Raw genomic sequence first — 15443 nt, 5'->3', positions numbered from 1 at the left:
GGATTTATCTATATTGCAGCGCAATTGGGTATATGGAAGGAAAGGAGTATAGAATGAGAAAATTCGTAAGAGCTATGTGTCATCCTGGAGCGCAAAGCGCGATAGGATCCATTATGGTCCTTTTGCTTACCATAGCCCTCATCGCTTGTGGCGGCGATAGCGGAACTTCCGTAAATGATGATAATATGTCGTCTTCTTCCTCTTCATCTGTCATTCCCGCTTCAAGCGCGAATCGCCCTTCAAGTAGCAGTAAAAAGATTGCTTCGTCGTCTTCGACTCCTCGCAATGACGTGAAATCGTCGTCTTCGAATAAAGCCTTATCGTCATCTTCGAAGCGTAGCGAAGGGGATCCATCAAGTTCTAGTCAAAAGGCTGTATCCTCCTCGTCCTCTGTCATTCCCGCCTCGAGCGGGAATCTCCCTTCATCTTCGAGTAAAAAAGATGGCGGATCATCGTCCGCCATGACGAGTTCTTCATCTTCGAGTAAAAAAGTATCTTCCAGTAGCGAGTATGTTCCGTATGACCATTTTAAATGTCTTGCGGATAATTGGAATCTTAGGGATACAATCTACAAACAGTTTACCGACCCACGCAATGGTCGTAGTTACTACTACTATACAGCCGTTTCTTCAAAAACAGGAAGAAAAGTGACCGTCATGGCGGAAAACTTGAATATCGGTGAAATGGTTCTTGGCGAAAATGATCAAAATGATGATACGAAGATTGAACGCTATTGCTACAACAATGATACCACGAATTGTGACAAGTATGGTGGTTTGTACCAGTGGGCAGAAATGATGCAGTTGCCGAGCCGTTGCAATACAGAAAGTTGCTATAAAAAAATAGAAAGTGAACATCAAGGCATTTGCCCCGAAGGTTGGCGCTTGTTTACTTGGGGTGATTACGAAATAATAAGAGATTATAATGACCAATACGGTGATGGAGTAAAAGGCCTTCGTTCGCAATGTTTCCATGGTAACAATGCTAGTGGGTTCTCCTTAATTGGTGGTGGAAAAAGAAATTATGAAGGGGGCTTTGATGGCTTGCTTGATTTTTCTCGATGGGCTTATCCTCAAGAATATGACAGCGATAAGGCTGAAATGGTTTATGTTGGATCTGTAGTTGCTTTGTCTGATTTGCCGTCAAGCAAAAATACTGGAAGCGCAAAAACTTTAGGTGTTTCAGTACGCTGTGTTAAGATAGAGTGATTCTTTACAATTTTTAAAAGATTAAAGAACTCCCATGGGTGGGAGTTCGTTTTCGTTACTCTAAAATACCTGTACGCCTAAATCGCTGTCGCCGTCCTTGACTTTTGCAAGAATTTCAAGCCCCGTCAAGTCCTGCATCATGCGGATATTGTCATCTTCCATTTCAAAATTGCCGCTACAGCCGTAACGGTTCACGATAATTCCACGAATATCTAGGCCGCGACTACGAGCGTATTCTATAGTGAGCACGCAAGCGTTGATGGAGCCGAGCGCCGCCGTCGTTACAATAAGCAGCGGAAGTTTGAGCGTCTTGATGATATCTTCGAGGAAAATTTTCTGGTCATCATAGCGGATGGGGCAAATGATTCCCCCGCTACCTTCGGCAAAGATGAATTCGTGGCGGGAGCAGGCTGCGTTAAAGTCCGCCTGAACTTTCGAAAGTTCAACGGGACAGCCTTCTTTTTGTGCGGCCAGATGCGGAGAAACCGCCTCTTTGTAAACGTAACTGACGAGCTGTTCTTGCGTGTCTGGGAGATTTGCAATGCACTTGACGTAATCAGCGTCGCCCGCAATCCACTTGCCATCACGGAGTTCAGCACCGCTGAGCGCCGCCTTGTAATAGCCTGCGTCAATGCTGGAATCGCGCCATTTTTTCACCAAAAGACCCGTGATAAAAGTTTTACCGACATCCGTACCCGTCGCCGTAACGAAATAACCTTTGCTCATATCGCCTCCGCAATTTTAGCTGCAGCAAATTCAAGTTCTTCTTTTGTATGCGTTGCCATGAGGCTCGCGCGTAGGCGGGCCTGCCCTTTTGCAACCGTCGGATAACGAATCGCAGGAATCAAGACGCCCTCATTCTGGAGCGTTTCCGAAATCCGCAAAGCCTTCGCCTCATCCCCAATGATAATCGGGATAATCGCCGATTCCGTCTGCGGAACTTGCAACCCATGCAAGCGCAAAGCATCGCAAAAGAATTTAACGTTATCACGCAACTGCTGAACACGTTCCGGATGCGCATCAATAAACTGCAAATTGCGGAGTGCAGCCGCCGCTACTGCAGGAGCCATCGCCGTCGTGAAAATGAAACTGCGAGACTTGTTTTTCAAGAATTCAATCAACTGCTTGGAGCCGGCGACAAAGCCGCCTTCGGCGGCCACGGCCTTGCTCAAAGTCCCGACGGTCACATCGGCATGTTCACAATTGTAATGTTCCGCAAGTCCGCGCCCCGTGCGCCCAAGGACGCCCGTGGCATGTGCCTCATCAATCATCAAAAGGCAATCGCGAGCACGAGCAATCCGCAAAAGCTCCGGCAAATTCGCCAAATCGCCATCCATGCTGAAAACAGCATCCGTCACAATGAGCCCGCGGAAGGGATGCGCACCTTGTTTCGCATTTCCCGCATCACTTAAAGCGGTGCTTGCCGATGTGCTTTGTGCTAAGAACTCCGCCTTGGCAGCTTCAATCGCGCGTTCCAAATCCGCCATGTTATTGTGCTTGTACACAAAGCATTTTGCACGCGAAAGGCGAATGCCATCAATGATGCTTGCGTGATTCAGTTCATCGCTGAAAATAAAATCGTTCTTGCCACACAACGCAGAAATCGTTCCCACGTTCGCCATGTAGCCCGTGTTGAACGCGATAGCCGCCTCTTCGCCTTTGAACTTTGCAATAAATTCTTCAAGTTCGTCGTGGGGAGTCTTGTTGCCGGTCGTGAGGCGAGCGCCACCGCTCCCCGTACCCCATTCAAGGACCGCATCCGCCATCGCCTGCTTGAGTTCAGGAACGTTCGCCAAATCCAAGTAAGAATTCGAAGCGAGCAAAACCGTATCCTTACCCGCAATCGTCACATGCGATGCTTCTGGCGACGAGATATGACGCAACGTGCGGTACGTATTGTTCGCACGCGCCGCTTCAAGCGCATCTTTCGTGAAAAAGTCTAAAATTCGTTCGTTCATACAAAAAGCCTTAGATCCTTCGACTTCGGGCTACGCCCTTCGCTCAGGATGACTCGTTCTAAGTTCTAAGCTCTAAGTTCTGCCAACTACATCCACGAGTACTTTCTTTTTCTGCAAATACTCGATGCATTCTTCGGCGGAGGCTTTTCGGGAATCAAACAAGAAAATGCGGCCTCCGTTTTCGTCGCCCATTTCCTTCATCTTCATGATGCGCACATAGCCGAGTTCCTTGCTCGCGACATAGCCTGTCACATAATTCGGGTCATCGCTCACGCAGAATTCTGCCACCATACCCGGTGCATTCGCCACCTTGGTCGCAAGGACGATCGCTTCGTTAAAATGATTCTTGCATCCATCGACTTCGCTCGAATGGAGCGCATCCATATACGTTGCTCGCACGCCTCGGGCCTGATCGGGTTCAAGGCGATTTTCCGTTGCAATGTCGTAAAGCATAGCCCCACGCATCGGGAACGTTTCGCGCAAGAGTTCAGGAAGTTTTTCGCGAATACCGGCGGCGGCATCACCAACCAGCCCAAACGCCTTTTCCAATCCTTCCTGCCACGTATCCACATCTACGCGCGTCACCGGCAAGGCTTTTAAAATCTGGATATCGCTTTCGTGAACCTTTTCAATTTTCACATTGATAAAATCCGGGTCGCCCTTGGAATGCGTCATCGCACGGCGAACCATTGCCGAACACACCGCTTCCACGGAATCACGGCCCACGATGCGCTCGGCACCGGATATGTGCTGCTCACGTTTCTGTTCGCCCTCGCCCACTTGCTGCGAGGCTCGCATTTTTAAACTATAATAATCCATAAAAATCTCAATGAATCCTATCTCCCCAAAGAGGATAACTCTACTACGGCAACAAGTTGCCAAGTATCGTATAGCTTCGCTCCAGGATGACAGGATGTCTACTTACTCGTGGAATTCGTCTTCGCCATCTACAATCGGCGCAGGTTCGCATTTTCCAATCATCTTAATCGCTTCACAAATGCGGTCCACTTCAGCATCGCTCGTGATGAACGGTGGCATCGTATAGACGTAATTGCAGAACGGACGTAGCCACACGCCAGTTTCCTTGATGACTTTCAGAATATCGTCTGCACTTGGCTTTGCCTTGAGTTCCAAAACGCCTATCGCACCAAGTACACGCACATCTGCCGCATTTTCGAGCGAACGTAGCGGTTCCAAATTCGCCTTTAAGCGCTTTTCAATACGCGCCACGCTTGATGCATAATCGCGACTTTCAAACAACGAAAGCGAAGCAATCCCAGCCGCACACGCTAGCGGGTTTGCCATGTAAGTCGGGCCGTGCATAAATGCAGGGATTTTGCTATTTGTAATTGTATCGGCGACCTTTTCGGATGCAACGCAGGCGGCCATCGTAATGCAACCGCCTGTAAGCGCCTTGCCGATGCACATAATGTCCGGCTTTATAAAGTCGACGCAATCCTGTGTTGCTGTATGCATCATCGCAAATCGCGGGCCCGTGCGGTAAAAACCAGACGCAATTTCGTCCAAAATAAGCAAGATGCCATAGCGGTCGCAAAGCTCGCGGAGGCGCTTGAGGTAACCCGCATTGTAAAGCCACATGCCGTTTCCGCCCTGGAAAACAGGCTCGCAAATGACGGCCGCAATTTCATTTTTATGCTCTTCGACAACGCGTTCCATCGATGCAAAATCGCTATCGTCCCAAGCGCTATCAAAACGGCAATTCGGGCGTTCCGCAAAGTAATGATGCGGCATGATTCCGCGGAAAAGCGTATGCATGCCGTCAGGATCGCTCAAAGCCATTGCGCCTGCCGTATCGCCGTGGTAGCCGCCCTTCAAGGCAACCAACTTACAGCGCTCCGGGCGACCCAGCGAATGCTGGTACTGCACCGCCATCTTGGCGGCGCATTCCACGGCGATGCTTCCAGAATCGGCAAAGAAAATCTTGTTCAAGCCCTCGGGTAAAAAGTTCACAAGCTTCTCGCCAAGTTCAATCGCAGGCTCGTGCGTAAAACCGCCGAACATCACGTGGCACATTTTTTCGCTTTGCTTGCGAATCGCTTCAACAATTTCAGGAGCGTTATGCCCGTGAGCCATGCACCACCAGCTCGATACGGCATCAATCAGTTTCAATCCGTCGGCGGTTTCAATCGTCGTTCCGTGAGCCGACTTTGCAAGGAATCTTGCGGGAGTATTTTTCAGCGCAGCATACGGGTGCCACAAATGCTCGCTGTCGAAATTCAATAGCGTATTCATTTGCAACGCAATATAGAAAAATGCGCGGTATTTTTCTATCAAAAAGGAGATGCCCCATCAAGTGGGGCATGACAGAATCCAAGTCGAGCATGACAGAATTCAAGTCGGGCATGACAAGTCGCAGGTATGACAGGTCGTGCACATTTTTCAATGGCACTCCCCGGCGACATCTCGAATCAGCGCGGCATCTCGTAATTAAAAGTGCCGCGCGGCATTTACCGGCAGCACCTCGAAACAGCGCGGAGTCTCGCGAAGTTTCTATCGAATGAAATTGGTGTAGACTTTCTGCTTGGCATCAGGCTGCGTCACGCCCGCCTGCCTGCCCGCATCAATGCTCTTGAGGAGCCATGCCATATTGCGGCCCAGTTCCTTCATAATCTGCACGCCTTCTTCGTCTTTCAGCACATCTTCCGGATTCGAACCGTGTACCATGTTCCAATAGCGCGAAGTTACAAGCGGCTGTTGCGCATAAGTCGGGTACTTGTTGAGCACATCGAGAGTTGCAGTCGTCCCTGCACGGCGTGCGGAAACCACGTTTGCCGCCGGTTTGAACAGCAGATTCGCTTCAGCAATTCCGTAAAGGCGGTCGAGGAACATCAGCATCTCGCCACTCGGAGAGGCATAATAAACCGGGGAACCGTAAACAACGCCATCAGCCGTTTCCAAAAGTTCCTTAGCTTCGTGGACAACTTCGTTCACCTCGCCCTTGAGCACTCGCCCACCGACAAACACGATTTTCGTCTCGATTCCAGCGGCCTTGAGCTGGTTTGCGACGATGTTCAGAGCCGTATAAGTGCAGCCATTTTCGCGACGGCTGCCGTTAAACAAGATGACCTTCATTTTAGAACCTCCAGTTTTTTCTAGAAATATAATCTTATTTCTAAGCCTTTACCCCCAAAAGCAAATAAAATAAAGTTTTTTCAAAAGAAATCGCAATTTTTTTAACCATTTAAACGTATTTTCAAGGCGATACGGATGATACAGTTTATCACACAGACATACTCTATTTTGTTGGTTATTCAGGTTCGCAAACTTATCTTTATTCTTGGTTAAATGGGATTCTGTTTTGTACAGAAACTTAATGGAGATAAAATATGAACATCAAGAAAACTGCAGTCAAGAGCGCTCTCGCCGTAGCAGCCGCCGCAGCAGCCCTCACCACTAATGTTAGCGCAAAGGATTTTAGCGGAGCCGAACTCTACACGTTAGAAGAAGTTCAGTACGGCAAATTCGAAGCCCGTATGAAGATGGCCGCCGCATCGGGAACAGTCAGTTCCATGTTCCTCTACCAGAATGGCTCCGAAATCGCCGATGGAAGACCCTGGGTAGAAGTTGATATCGAAGTTCTCGGCAAGAATCCGGGCAGTTTCCAGTCCAACATCATTACCGGTAAGGCAGGCGCGCAAAAGACTAGCGAAAAGCACCATGCCGTTAGCCCCGCCGCCGATCAGGCATTCCACACCTACGGTCTCGAATGGACTCCGAATTACGTCCGCTGGACCGTAGATGGCAAAGAAGTCCGCAAGACGGAAGGTGGCCAAGTATCCAACTTAACCGGTACACAGGGACTCCGTTTTAACCTTTGGTCGTCTGAGAGTGCGGCTTGGGTTGGCCAGTTCGATGAATCGAAGCTTCCACTTTTCCAGTTCATCAATTGGGTCAAGGTTTATAAATACACGCCGGGTCAAGGCGAAGGCGGTAGCGACTTTACGCTCGACTGGACCGACAATTTCGACACTTTCGACGGCTCCCGCTGGGGCAAGGGCGATTGGACATTCGAAGGCAACCGCGTGGACCTCACCGACAAGAATATCTACTCCAGAGACGGCATGCTGATTCTCGCCCTCACCCGCAAAGGTCAGGAAAGCTTCAACGGCCAGGTTCCGAAAGACGACGAACCGGCTCCGCAATCTTCTAGCAGCGCTCCGGCAAGTTCCTCTAGCGTTCCGGCCTCTTCGAGCAGCGCGTTTGTTCCGCCGAGTTCCTCTAGCGCAACGAACGCCATCCACGGAATGCGCACGACTTCGACAATCGCCAAAGAACGTCGCGGCCTCGTGAACGCCAAAGGTGCCAAGGTGAACCCCAATGGTCACAAGCGCTATCGCGTGAATTTTGAATACTAATCGTGTCTGTTTCTTTTTATAATTCTCTTTATCGCAAAGCCATGTGGATTACGCCACATGGTTTTTGATATGTCCACTAAAACAAAGGGGATTTCGTTAAATTTTTTATTTTTTGACACAAAACTGTCAAAATACTTTTTGTATTTTTGTTTCCGAAATTCTAAAAAAAAATTAAAATAGGATAGATATATGGCTTATTTGAATAAGGTTATGCTCATCGGTAATATCGGTAAGGATCCGGAAGTTCGCGTGAATCCCAATGGTGGTCGCAAGCGAGTTTCTTTCTCCCTCGCCACTTCTCGTCGCTATCGTGACAACAACGGCGAACAGAAGGAACAGACCGACTGGCACAACATCATTGGCTGGGGCAAGATTGCAGATATCGTAGAACAGCTTGGCATCCGCAAAGGCATGAGCCTCTATGTTGAAGGTTCCCTCACCAACCGCAGCTGGACTGACCAGACGAGCGGCCAGAAGCGCTATGTCACTGAAATCAATATGGACACGTTCCAGCTCCTCACTCCGCGCGGCCAGGGTGGCGCTCCGGGTGCAGGTGGTTTCAGCCAAGCCAACAGCTACCAGCCCAACAGCTTTAACGGCATGCAGCAGAATAGTGCTCCGGCATACGATGCAGGCATGGCAGAAGAAGACGTCGATCTTCCGTTCTAATTCACAACGCTCTGAATGAACCAAGGAATTGCAGAAATAGCGCTCATCTATGTGTTGCCACTCGGAATATCGTTTGTAACGCTATTCATGACGGCATCCATCCCTGGGCGCAACACGAAAGTTGTAGGAGCCATTCTTTCAACTCTTACAATTGTTATAGACTGTCTGTTCTATTTCGTAAAGAATACCATCATCGTCCAAAATGTCGAAGGTGGTATTTTGCTGTCGTTCTTTTTGCTCTTTTTGTTCAGCATTCTTTGCATGGTACAAAGTGAAGAATGGTCCTCCCGAGCCGGATTCCTGTTTTTGTCCCTGTGCATGCTGACTGGCTGTATTGGATCGGCTTGTTTCGAACGTCCGACCTTAGTCCTTACATCGGCTTATTCGCCGACGGAATTGGTTACGTACAACAAAAAATACGAAGACTATATTTCGTCTTTCGACAAAGCAAACGCATCATCGAACATGGTGAATTCAACCGCTAAAAAGAACAGCGTAGAATCCACTGCAAGCGAAGATGATTTCGATGTCGCTCCGGAAGTAATGGACCGCCTTGATTCCTACGCTGACAAAGCGGAATCCATTACAGACAAGATGTTTGAAATCATGCGCGCCATTGATTCCTTTGAACCGCTGGAACAGAACGCAGGCGAAATGGAACGTGAAAAAAGAAGCCAACAGGCACTCGCGATAAACAACAAGGCGACAACGCTCAACCGCAAAACCATCGGGATTTTCCATCCGCTCGAAACGCGGGAAGCCCATTCGGAACTCGTCGAAGCATCCGAGACACTTCGCAGTGCAGCGCATGCACTTTATTCGTACTGTCTCCTCGAAGACCCCGGTGAAGCAATGAAAAAATACAATCAAGCACACGACTTGGTTGTAATTGTCAAACGGCATATCGACAAATTCAACAAATCCATTCAAATTTTAACGAACAATCAACCTCAACAATAAGAAAACAAAGGTTAAATCTATGATTCGTAACGTAGCGATCATGGGCGCCACTGGCGCAGTAGGTCAAGAACTTCTCAAGATTCTTGAACAACGTAACTTTCCGCTTCAGAACTTGAAGCTCCTCGCCTCCGAACGCAGTGTCGGCCGTGAATATGAATTCAAGGGCGAAAAGCTCAAAGTTGAACTGACTTGCAAGGACGCTTTCAAGAACGTTGACCTCGTGCTCTCTTCTGCAGGCGCAAGCGTTTCCAAGGAATTTGCTCCGATTGCTGTTGACGCAGGCGCAGTCGTCGTCGACAACACAAGCTTCTTCCGCATGGATCCGGAAGTCCCGCTCGTTGTCCCGGAAGTGAACCCGGAAGACATCAAGCTCCACAAGGGCATCATCGCTAACCCGAACTGCACAACCATCATGATGGTTGTCGCTTTGAAGCCAATCAATGACTTGAGCAAGATTACCCGCATCCACGTCGCTACCTACCAGAGCGCAAGTGGCGCAGGCGCAACGGGTATGGCAGAACTCAAGCAGCAGTACCAGGAAATCGTCGAAGGCAAGCCGGTCACCGTGAAGAAGTTCGCCCACCAGCTCGCTTACAACCTCATTCCGCACATCGACGTGTTCACCGACAACGGCTACACGAAGGAAGAAATGAAGATGTTCAACGAAACGCGCAAGATCATGCACAGCGACGTCCGATGCGCTGCAACCTGCGTCCGCGTTTCCGCACTCCGCTGCCATTCCGAAGCAATCAGCTTCGAAACGGAACGTCCGCTTTCTATCGAAGAAGTCACGAATGCCATCAAGAACGGCGAAGGCCTCCAACTCTGCGATGACATTGCAAACAACGTCTACCCGATGCCGCTCAACCTCATGGGCACGGACGACGTCTACGTTGGCCGTATCCGCAAGGACCTCGCTTGCGACAATGGCATGAACATCTGGATTGTTGGCGACCAGATCCGCAAGGGTGCAGCTCTTAACGCTGTCCAGATTGCAGAACGCCTCTAATCGAAAAATCTCGCGGGCAATCCCCGCGAAACGCATTTAAAAAAAGAGTCTAGCAATTCGCTAGACTCTTTTTTTGTCATCATTTCTTTTATTAGAAGCGGACCATCGCACTGAAGTCGATGAACGTTCCGTCAGCCTGGAAGTAGTTGCCAAGGCCAGTGAAGAGCTTTTCGCCAAGGCCCATTTCAACAGCAAGGAAGTCCTTGTACTGGTAACGGAAACCGACAGATACATTAACAGCATCCATCACGTCCATCATGCGGCTCGTGTCCGTGTCATTGTTCTTCATGTACTGGAATGCAACCCAATCGTAGCCAACTTCGCCGTAGAACATGAAGTTCTTTTCTTCGCCCACGAAAACTTCACCAAGCATGCTCGGCTGAAGAACAGCGGTAATGGCATACTGGTCAAGAGGGTCGTCATAATTTCTGTAAGAGACAATGGCAGCACCACCGATAAGGATGCGAGCATTTTCGTTTTCAAGAACAGAGAGACCACCGCGAATGTACGGAGAAAGATCCCAGTAAGATGCAGGATCACCCGGTTTCTGGACGTCACCATCCACTTCTGTTTCATTGAGGAAGTCCACAAACCTTACACCAAGTGTCCAGGTGAAGTTCTTTGCCGTTGGAGCGTTGGTCAAGCTCAAATTGACGGTGAGGCTGTCAAAGCGGTCTTCCGTTTCAACACCACGATCCGGATCATTATGGGTTTCAGTCTTTGTTGTAAGCCAGTCCACATCAGCAGCGACGTTCATGCCCAAGAAGCTCTTGGCAATTGCGGCAGCCCAGTCATCGCCACCGTAAGTCTTACTAAAGACACCATCGTCATTGCTGACTCTTTCGCGGCCAAGGCCAGCTCTTACATAGAAGCCAAAGCCAGGCACTGCATAACCGAGCGTGAGACGACCAAGCTGGTTTTCGTCATGCGTAGCTTTTGTAATATCAAAAGCAGTGAAGAACGAACCGAGAGAGACTACACCAAGCTTGTTGGTCGGTTCAATGTAGAAGAATTTACGATTGGCAAACAAGTTCGGATATCTGAGCAAGAGATCCATATTATTTGCTGCAGCCATGTTGTTATTTCTGTTATAAGATTTGCCATGCAAGACAGCGTTAAACGAAGAACGCTTAGATTCCTTCGGGATATCCGGCTTAACAAACGAAACCGGAGCCGTGAGGCTTTCAGAAGCGGCTGCCTGTTCTTCCTGCTGCTGGAGCTGCTGTTCACTCATAGACGGAGCTGTCGTAGCAGATTCAGATGCATCCTGTGCAAATGCGACACCGACGCTAACAAGGCCAATGCCAAACATCGTTTTTAAATTCATAATCTTTCCTTGTAATAAGATTTTTTGATTTGTGTGACAAAAATATAATTAAATAAGATTCTCCGGATTCAAGCACTTAAGTTCATCGACCACAAAAAGTCCGTCCTTGCGGATGAGCTTGTCGTCGAACCAGATTTCGCCACCACCATATTCCGGACGCATGATGAGCACCAAATCCCAGTGGATGGCAGACTTGTTTCCGTTCGGGGCATCTTCGTAGCACATGCCCGGCGTAAAGTGGATGGAACCCGCAATCTTTTCGTCGAACAAAATGTCGCACATCGGAGAGAGCACAAACGGGTTGAAGCCAATCGCAAATTCGCCCACGTAGCGAGCGCCTTCGTCCGTATCAAAGATGGCATTCAGGCTCTTGTTGTCTCCTGTTTCGCAGGTCGCTTCGACAATCTTCCCCTGCTTGAAAACGAGGCGGATATTGCTAAACTGCTTGCCTTCGTAAAGCGTCGGCGTGTTGTAATGGATGACGCCTTCGATACTCCCCTGCACCGGCGCCGTATAGACTTCGCCATCAGGAATGTTCATGTTGCCGCAGCACGGCACCGCCGGAATGTCCTTGATGCTGAACGTGATGTCCGTATCCTGCGCGACGAGACGCACCTTGTCCGTCTTGTTCATGAGGTCGACCAAAGCCTGAGCGGCGCGTTGCATCTTCGGATAATCGGCAAGGCAAGCCTTGAAGTAGAAGTCTTCGAATGCTTCCGTGCTCATCTTTGCGCCCTGAGCCATGGACGGGTTCGGCCAGCGGAGCACACACCAGCGCGTGTTGTTCACACGGTAGTTAAGCACGTCCTGCGTGATGGTCCTGTATGCAAGCATCTTCTTGTCATCGATATCGCAGTTTTCCATCGCATTGTTCATCGCACGGATAGAGAGGTAAGCCTGCATCTGCTTCATCTCGTTCATCGCAAAGTCCGCAGAGAGCTTCATCTGTTCTTCGGAGGCGCTACGGATAACTTCACGACGCACACGGCTATTGTAATTGTGGACAAATGCGTTACCGCCAACTTTGGCAACAGCCTTGATGAGTTCAGTCGAGAGCTCGTCCGGCGTATCGGTCGTTTCGATTAAAATATTTTCGCCCGCCTTGAGTGCAATGGCGTTGTTGATCAAATTTTCTGCAAGTTGCGTAATGCGAGGATCTTTCATTTTTTACCCCATAAATTAAAATCACCGAAAGTCGGCGACAAAAATCGCCGACTTAAATTTAAAAATCTATTTGTCTTTATTCTACTCCAATTGCCATTCCACTACTCCGTAAAGGTAAATGGAATCGTCACGGTCGTATTTCCCGATTTAACCTTGCCGAAAGTCCAACCACTCACGGCTTTTTTGACTTCATTATCGAATTCAGGATATCCCGTCGTTGACCCCACCACAGCCATGCTGATGATTTCGCCACCCGGTGCAATCGTGAACTTCAATGTGACCTTACCCTGGAACCCCGGCTTTTTCTTTAAATGGGTATTGTAAATGTGACGGAGTCCAGGCGTACGCTGCTTAACCACCTTCATGATTTCAGAAGCCGAACGGGATGCACCTGCAGAACCCATATCGATTTCATTCATCTTGGGAATCGGCATATTTTTCATTTTTGCCGTTGTCTTGAGAGCACCAGCAGAACCGCCGAGCAAGCCGTTAAGCATGTCGCCAATTCCACCAGAACCTCCCGTAATGCTTCCAGAATTGAAACCAACATTCGGTTTACCGCGACGTCTATCGGCAAGGCTAGTCTTACCCGTCACCTGTAAACCATTCAGAACTTTAAGCGTCTTTACCATATCTTTGGCAAATGTCTTATTCGCAAGGTCGTATGCTTGCGCCGACGCCGTCTTTGTCATAGCGGTCAACCTTTCAAGAACACCACGGTTAATAGGCGCTCTAGTGTCGCCGTCTCCAGCGGGCTTACCGCCACCACCCGGTCTTTTACGAATGATTTCTTCCTGTACTTTAGGTTTCTTAGGTGGATCCGGCTTTTTAATCGTCTCCATGTTTACAGAAACCCCTATTTGTTCTTTTTCCGGTGGATCAAACATGATCTCGTCAATAATGCTTTCATACGTAGATGCCCAGAAGCCAAGCATCAACGCAACAATAAGCGATGCACCAGAAATGCGCACCATCTTCTTGTCGGAATCTGGCATCAGGGATGCGATGAATGCATCTTGTTGTTGTTTTGTTGTTTTCATGATTTTATCCTCCCTTTTCAGGAAATTGGATGTTTTTGTTTTTTTTGGTATCAGCAAACCAACTACCCCGTGAGCGGAGTATCAATTTGCCGAATGGCAACACTTCGGAATAAGGCTACCCGAACAAGCCTTTATTGCGAAGTTTCACGCGATTACATACAATGTCAGAAAAATTTTATTACAAAGTAAGGTATTTACTTAAACAACCCACATCCTTACCACACCCATAAAGTACCAATAAAAAAATCGCAAAAACCACTGCGAAACAGTAAAGAAAAATTCATACGAATGTTTGTAAACTCAGATAAAATAAGGCTTTGCGCGTAGTTACTGGGGTTGCTCGCAATTTTCGATTTTTTCTCAGCCCTAGATTTTTACAAAACTTAGCCCAGTGTAATTTATTCCAATTTGGAATTAAATTTGCAAAACACCCCCTATATTTGCGCTTTTTTACCGAACGTGGACCCATTTTTAAAAGACTTACCTATATTTCCATTATCATGAAACTTTTAGCTACTCCTCCTGACTTAAATAAGATTGCTCGCCCGAACTGGATTGAAATCAACCTAGACGCTCTCTGCAACAACATTCAATTTATTAGAAGCCAGATTCCGGCCTCTACAAAAATTTTGCTCCCCGTCAAGGCCGACTCTTACGGCCACGGAAGCCTCGCCTGCTCTTTTGCCGCCAAGTTCGGTGGTGCCGACTACCTCGGCGTTGCCCACATCAGCGAAGGCATGCTCCTTCGCCAGTACGGCATGGACTTGCCCATTCTCGTGCTTGGTCCTTGCACTCCGTCTGACTTTGCGTACTTTGTCGAATACCAGCTCACGGCTGCCATTACCGACATCCGCACTGCAATGGCATTCGACCAGTTCCTCGGTGAAACTGGTACAGAATGCAAGGCTCATCTCGCCATCGACACAGGCATGAACCGCTACGGCTTTGACGCCGAAGACTTCAACAACATTCGCGCAGCACTCAGCCTCAAGCATCTCAAGTTCGAAGGCATGTTCACGCATCTCGCTACAGCCGACATGCCGGGCAACCCGAAAACGGAAATTCAGATTCAGCGCTTTACACGTCTCGTCGATGTGCTCGATGCCGACGGACTCCGCCCGGCCATTTGCCATTGCTCTAGTTCCGCAGGCACGCTCACGCACCCCGAAAGCCATTTCGACATGGTGCGCCCAGGCCTCACGCTTTACGGCTACAATTGCATGGGTGCAGTCCCGACCACATTGCCGATCAAGCCGGTCATGAAAATCAAGTCCACCATCCGCCACGTGCACGACGTGAAACCCGGCGAAACCGTCAGCTACGGCGGTTACTGGGCAGCCCAGCAGCTCACACGCATCGCAACCATCGCTATCGGTTACGGCGACGGTTACCTCCGCGGCGAATACAACAAGGGCTTTGTCTTTATCCGTGGACAGCTCTGCCCGATTCTCGGACGTGTCTGCATGGATGCGACCATGGTCGACGTAAGCCACATCCCAGATGTGCAAGTCGGCGAAACCGTTGACGTCGTGAATGGCGAACTCGACTTCCGCATTTCGATGGAAAGCGTTGCCGAAGAACACCACACGATTCCTTACGAAATCACTAGCCGCGTGGCTCGCCGCCTGTACCGCAAGTACTACTGGAAGAACCGCCTCGTACGCTGGGACTACCTCAAGGAAGAATTCGGCGTCAAAGATTTCAAGGAATATCCATTGCGCTAGGAGAAGCA

At 49.1% G+C, this 15443-nt stretch carries 14 protein-coding genes; 6 read left to right on the top strand and 8 right to left on the bottom strand.

Annotated features, from left to right (window positions below; genetic code table 11):
• Window positions 1-53 precede the first annotated feature (53 nt).
• Window positions 54-1208, top strand: a complete 1155-nt coding sequence (locus B3A20_RS04590) for an FISUMP domain-containing protein (protein ID WP_290762405.1) — start codon at window positions 54-56, stop codon at window positions 1206-1208.
• A 60-nt stretch (window positions 1209-1268) separates the two neighbouring features.
• On the opposite strand, the gene bioD is transcribed toward B3A20_RS04590, so the two are convergent.
• From bioD to B3A20_RS04565, 5 genes are all read right to left on the bottom strand, one after another.
• Window positions 1269-1934 (bottom strand): dethiobiotin synthase, encoded by a 666-nt coding sequence (gene bioD / locus B3A20_RS04585; protein WP_290762400.1) that lies wholly within the window; start codon window positions 1932-1934, stop codon window positions 1269-1271.
• Window positions 1931-3166, bottom strand: a complete 1236-nt coding sequence (locus B3A20_RS04580; protein WP_290762397.1) for an aminotransferase class I/II-fold pyridoxal phosphate-dependent enzyme — start codon at window positions 3164-3166, stop codon at window positions 1931-1933. The genes bioD and B3A20_RS04580 overlap by 4 nt, the downstream gene beginning before the upstream one ends.
• 72 nt (window positions 3167-3238) lie before the next feature.
• Window positions 3239-3985 carry a 6-carboxyhexanoate--CoA ligase gene (locus B3A20_RS04575; protein WP_290762395.1) on the bottom strand — a complete coding sequence of 249 codons (747 nt, stop codon included), beginning with the start codon at window positions 3983-3985 and terminating at the stop codon, window positions 3239-3241.
• 102 nt (window positions 3986-4087) lie between these two features.
• Window positions 4088-5419: an adenosylmethionine--8-amino-7-oxononanoate transaminase gene (gene bioA / locus B3A20_RS04570; protein WP_290762392.1), complete on the bottom strand. Its 1332-nt coding sequence runs from the start codon at window positions 5417-5419 to the stop codon at window positions 4088-4090.
• A 258-nt stretch (window positions 5420-5677) separates the two neighbouring features.
• On the bottom strand, window positions 5678-6259 hold the full coding sequence (locus B3A20_RS04565; RefSeq protein ID WP_290762390.1) for a flavodoxin family protein: 582 nt from the start codon (window positions 6257-6259) through the stop codon (window positions 5678-5680).
• 254 nt (window positions 6260-6513) lie between these two features.
• On the opposite strand from B3A20_RS04565, the gene B3A20_RS04560 reads away from it, so the two are divergent.
• The 4 genes from B3A20_RS04560 (at window position 6514) to B3A20_RS04545 (ending at window position 10180) form a co-directional block, all read left to right on the top strand.
• Window positions 6514-7542 carry a glycoside hydrolase family 16 protein gene (locus tag B3A20_RS04560; protein ID WP_290762388.1) on the top strand — a complete coding sequence of 343 codons (1029 nt, stop codon included), beginning with the start codon at window positions 6514-6516 and terminating at the stop codon, window positions 7540-7542.
• Window positions 7543-7731: 189 nt separating this feature from the next.
• Complete coding sequence (locus B3A20_RS04555) at window positions 7732-8211, top strand: single-stranded DNA-binding protein (protein ID WP_290762385.1); 480 nt, start codon at window positions 7732-7734, stop codon at window positions 8209-8211.
• 15 nt (window positions 8212-8226) lie between these two features.
• Window positions 8227-9171, top strand: a complete 945-nt coding sequence (locus B3A20_RS04550) for a hypothetical protein (RefSeq protein ID WP_290762382.1) — start codon at window positions 8227-8229, stop codon at window positions 9169-9171.
• A gap of 19 nt (window positions 9172-9190) precedes the next feature.
• Window positions 9191-10180, top strand: a complete 990-nt coding sequence (locus B3A20_RS04545) for an aspartate-semialdehyde dehydrogenase (protein ID WP_290762380.1) — start codon at window positions 9191-9193, stop codon at window positions 10178-10180.
• A 91-nt stretch (window positions 10181-10271) separates the two neighbouring features.
• On the opposite strand, the gene B3A20_RS04540 is transcribed toward B3A20_RS04545, so the two are convergent.
• From B3A20_RS04540 to B3A20_RS04530, 3 genes are all read right to left on the bottom strand, one after another.
• Entirely contained in the window at window positions 10272-11507 is a 1236-nt protein-coding gene (locus B3A20_RS04540) for a hypothetical protein (protein ID WP_290762378.1), read from the bottom strand.
• Between the two features lie 48 nt (window positions 11508-11555).
• The gene (locus B3A20_RS04535; RefSeq protein ID WP_290762377.1) at window positions 11556-12671 is read right to left on the bottom strand and encodes an aminopeptidase; all 1116 of its coding nucleotides are present in this window, start codon (window positions 12669-12671) and stop codon (window positions 11556-11558) included.
• A gap of 101 nt (window positions 12672-12772) precedes the next feature.
• Complete coding sequence (locus tag B3A20_RS04530) at window positions 12773-13711, bottom strand: AgmX/PglI C-terminal domain-containing protein (RefSeq protein WP_290762376.1); 939 nt, start codon at window positions 13709-13711, stop codon at window positions 12773-12775.
• Window positions 13712-14211: 500 nt separating this feature from the next.
• Between B3A20_RS04530 and alr the strand changes: the two genes are divergently transcribed.
• Window positions 14212-15435 (top strand): alanine racemase, encoded by a 1224-nt coding sequence (gene alr / locus B3A20_RS04525; protein ID WP_290762374.1) that lies wholly within the window; start codon window positions 14212-14214, stop codon window positions 15433-15435.
• Window positions 15436-15443 lie beyond the last annotated feature (8 nt).

Source organism: Fibrobacter sp. UBA4297, from assembly GCF_002394865.1.
In the GTDB taxonomy this organism is placed as follows: Bacteria; Fibrobacterota; Fibrobacteria; order Fibrobacterales; family Fibrobacteraceae; genus Fibrobacter.
Note: the sequence above shows the minus strand (reverse complement) of the source record. Positions and strands in the feature narration are given on the sequence as shown.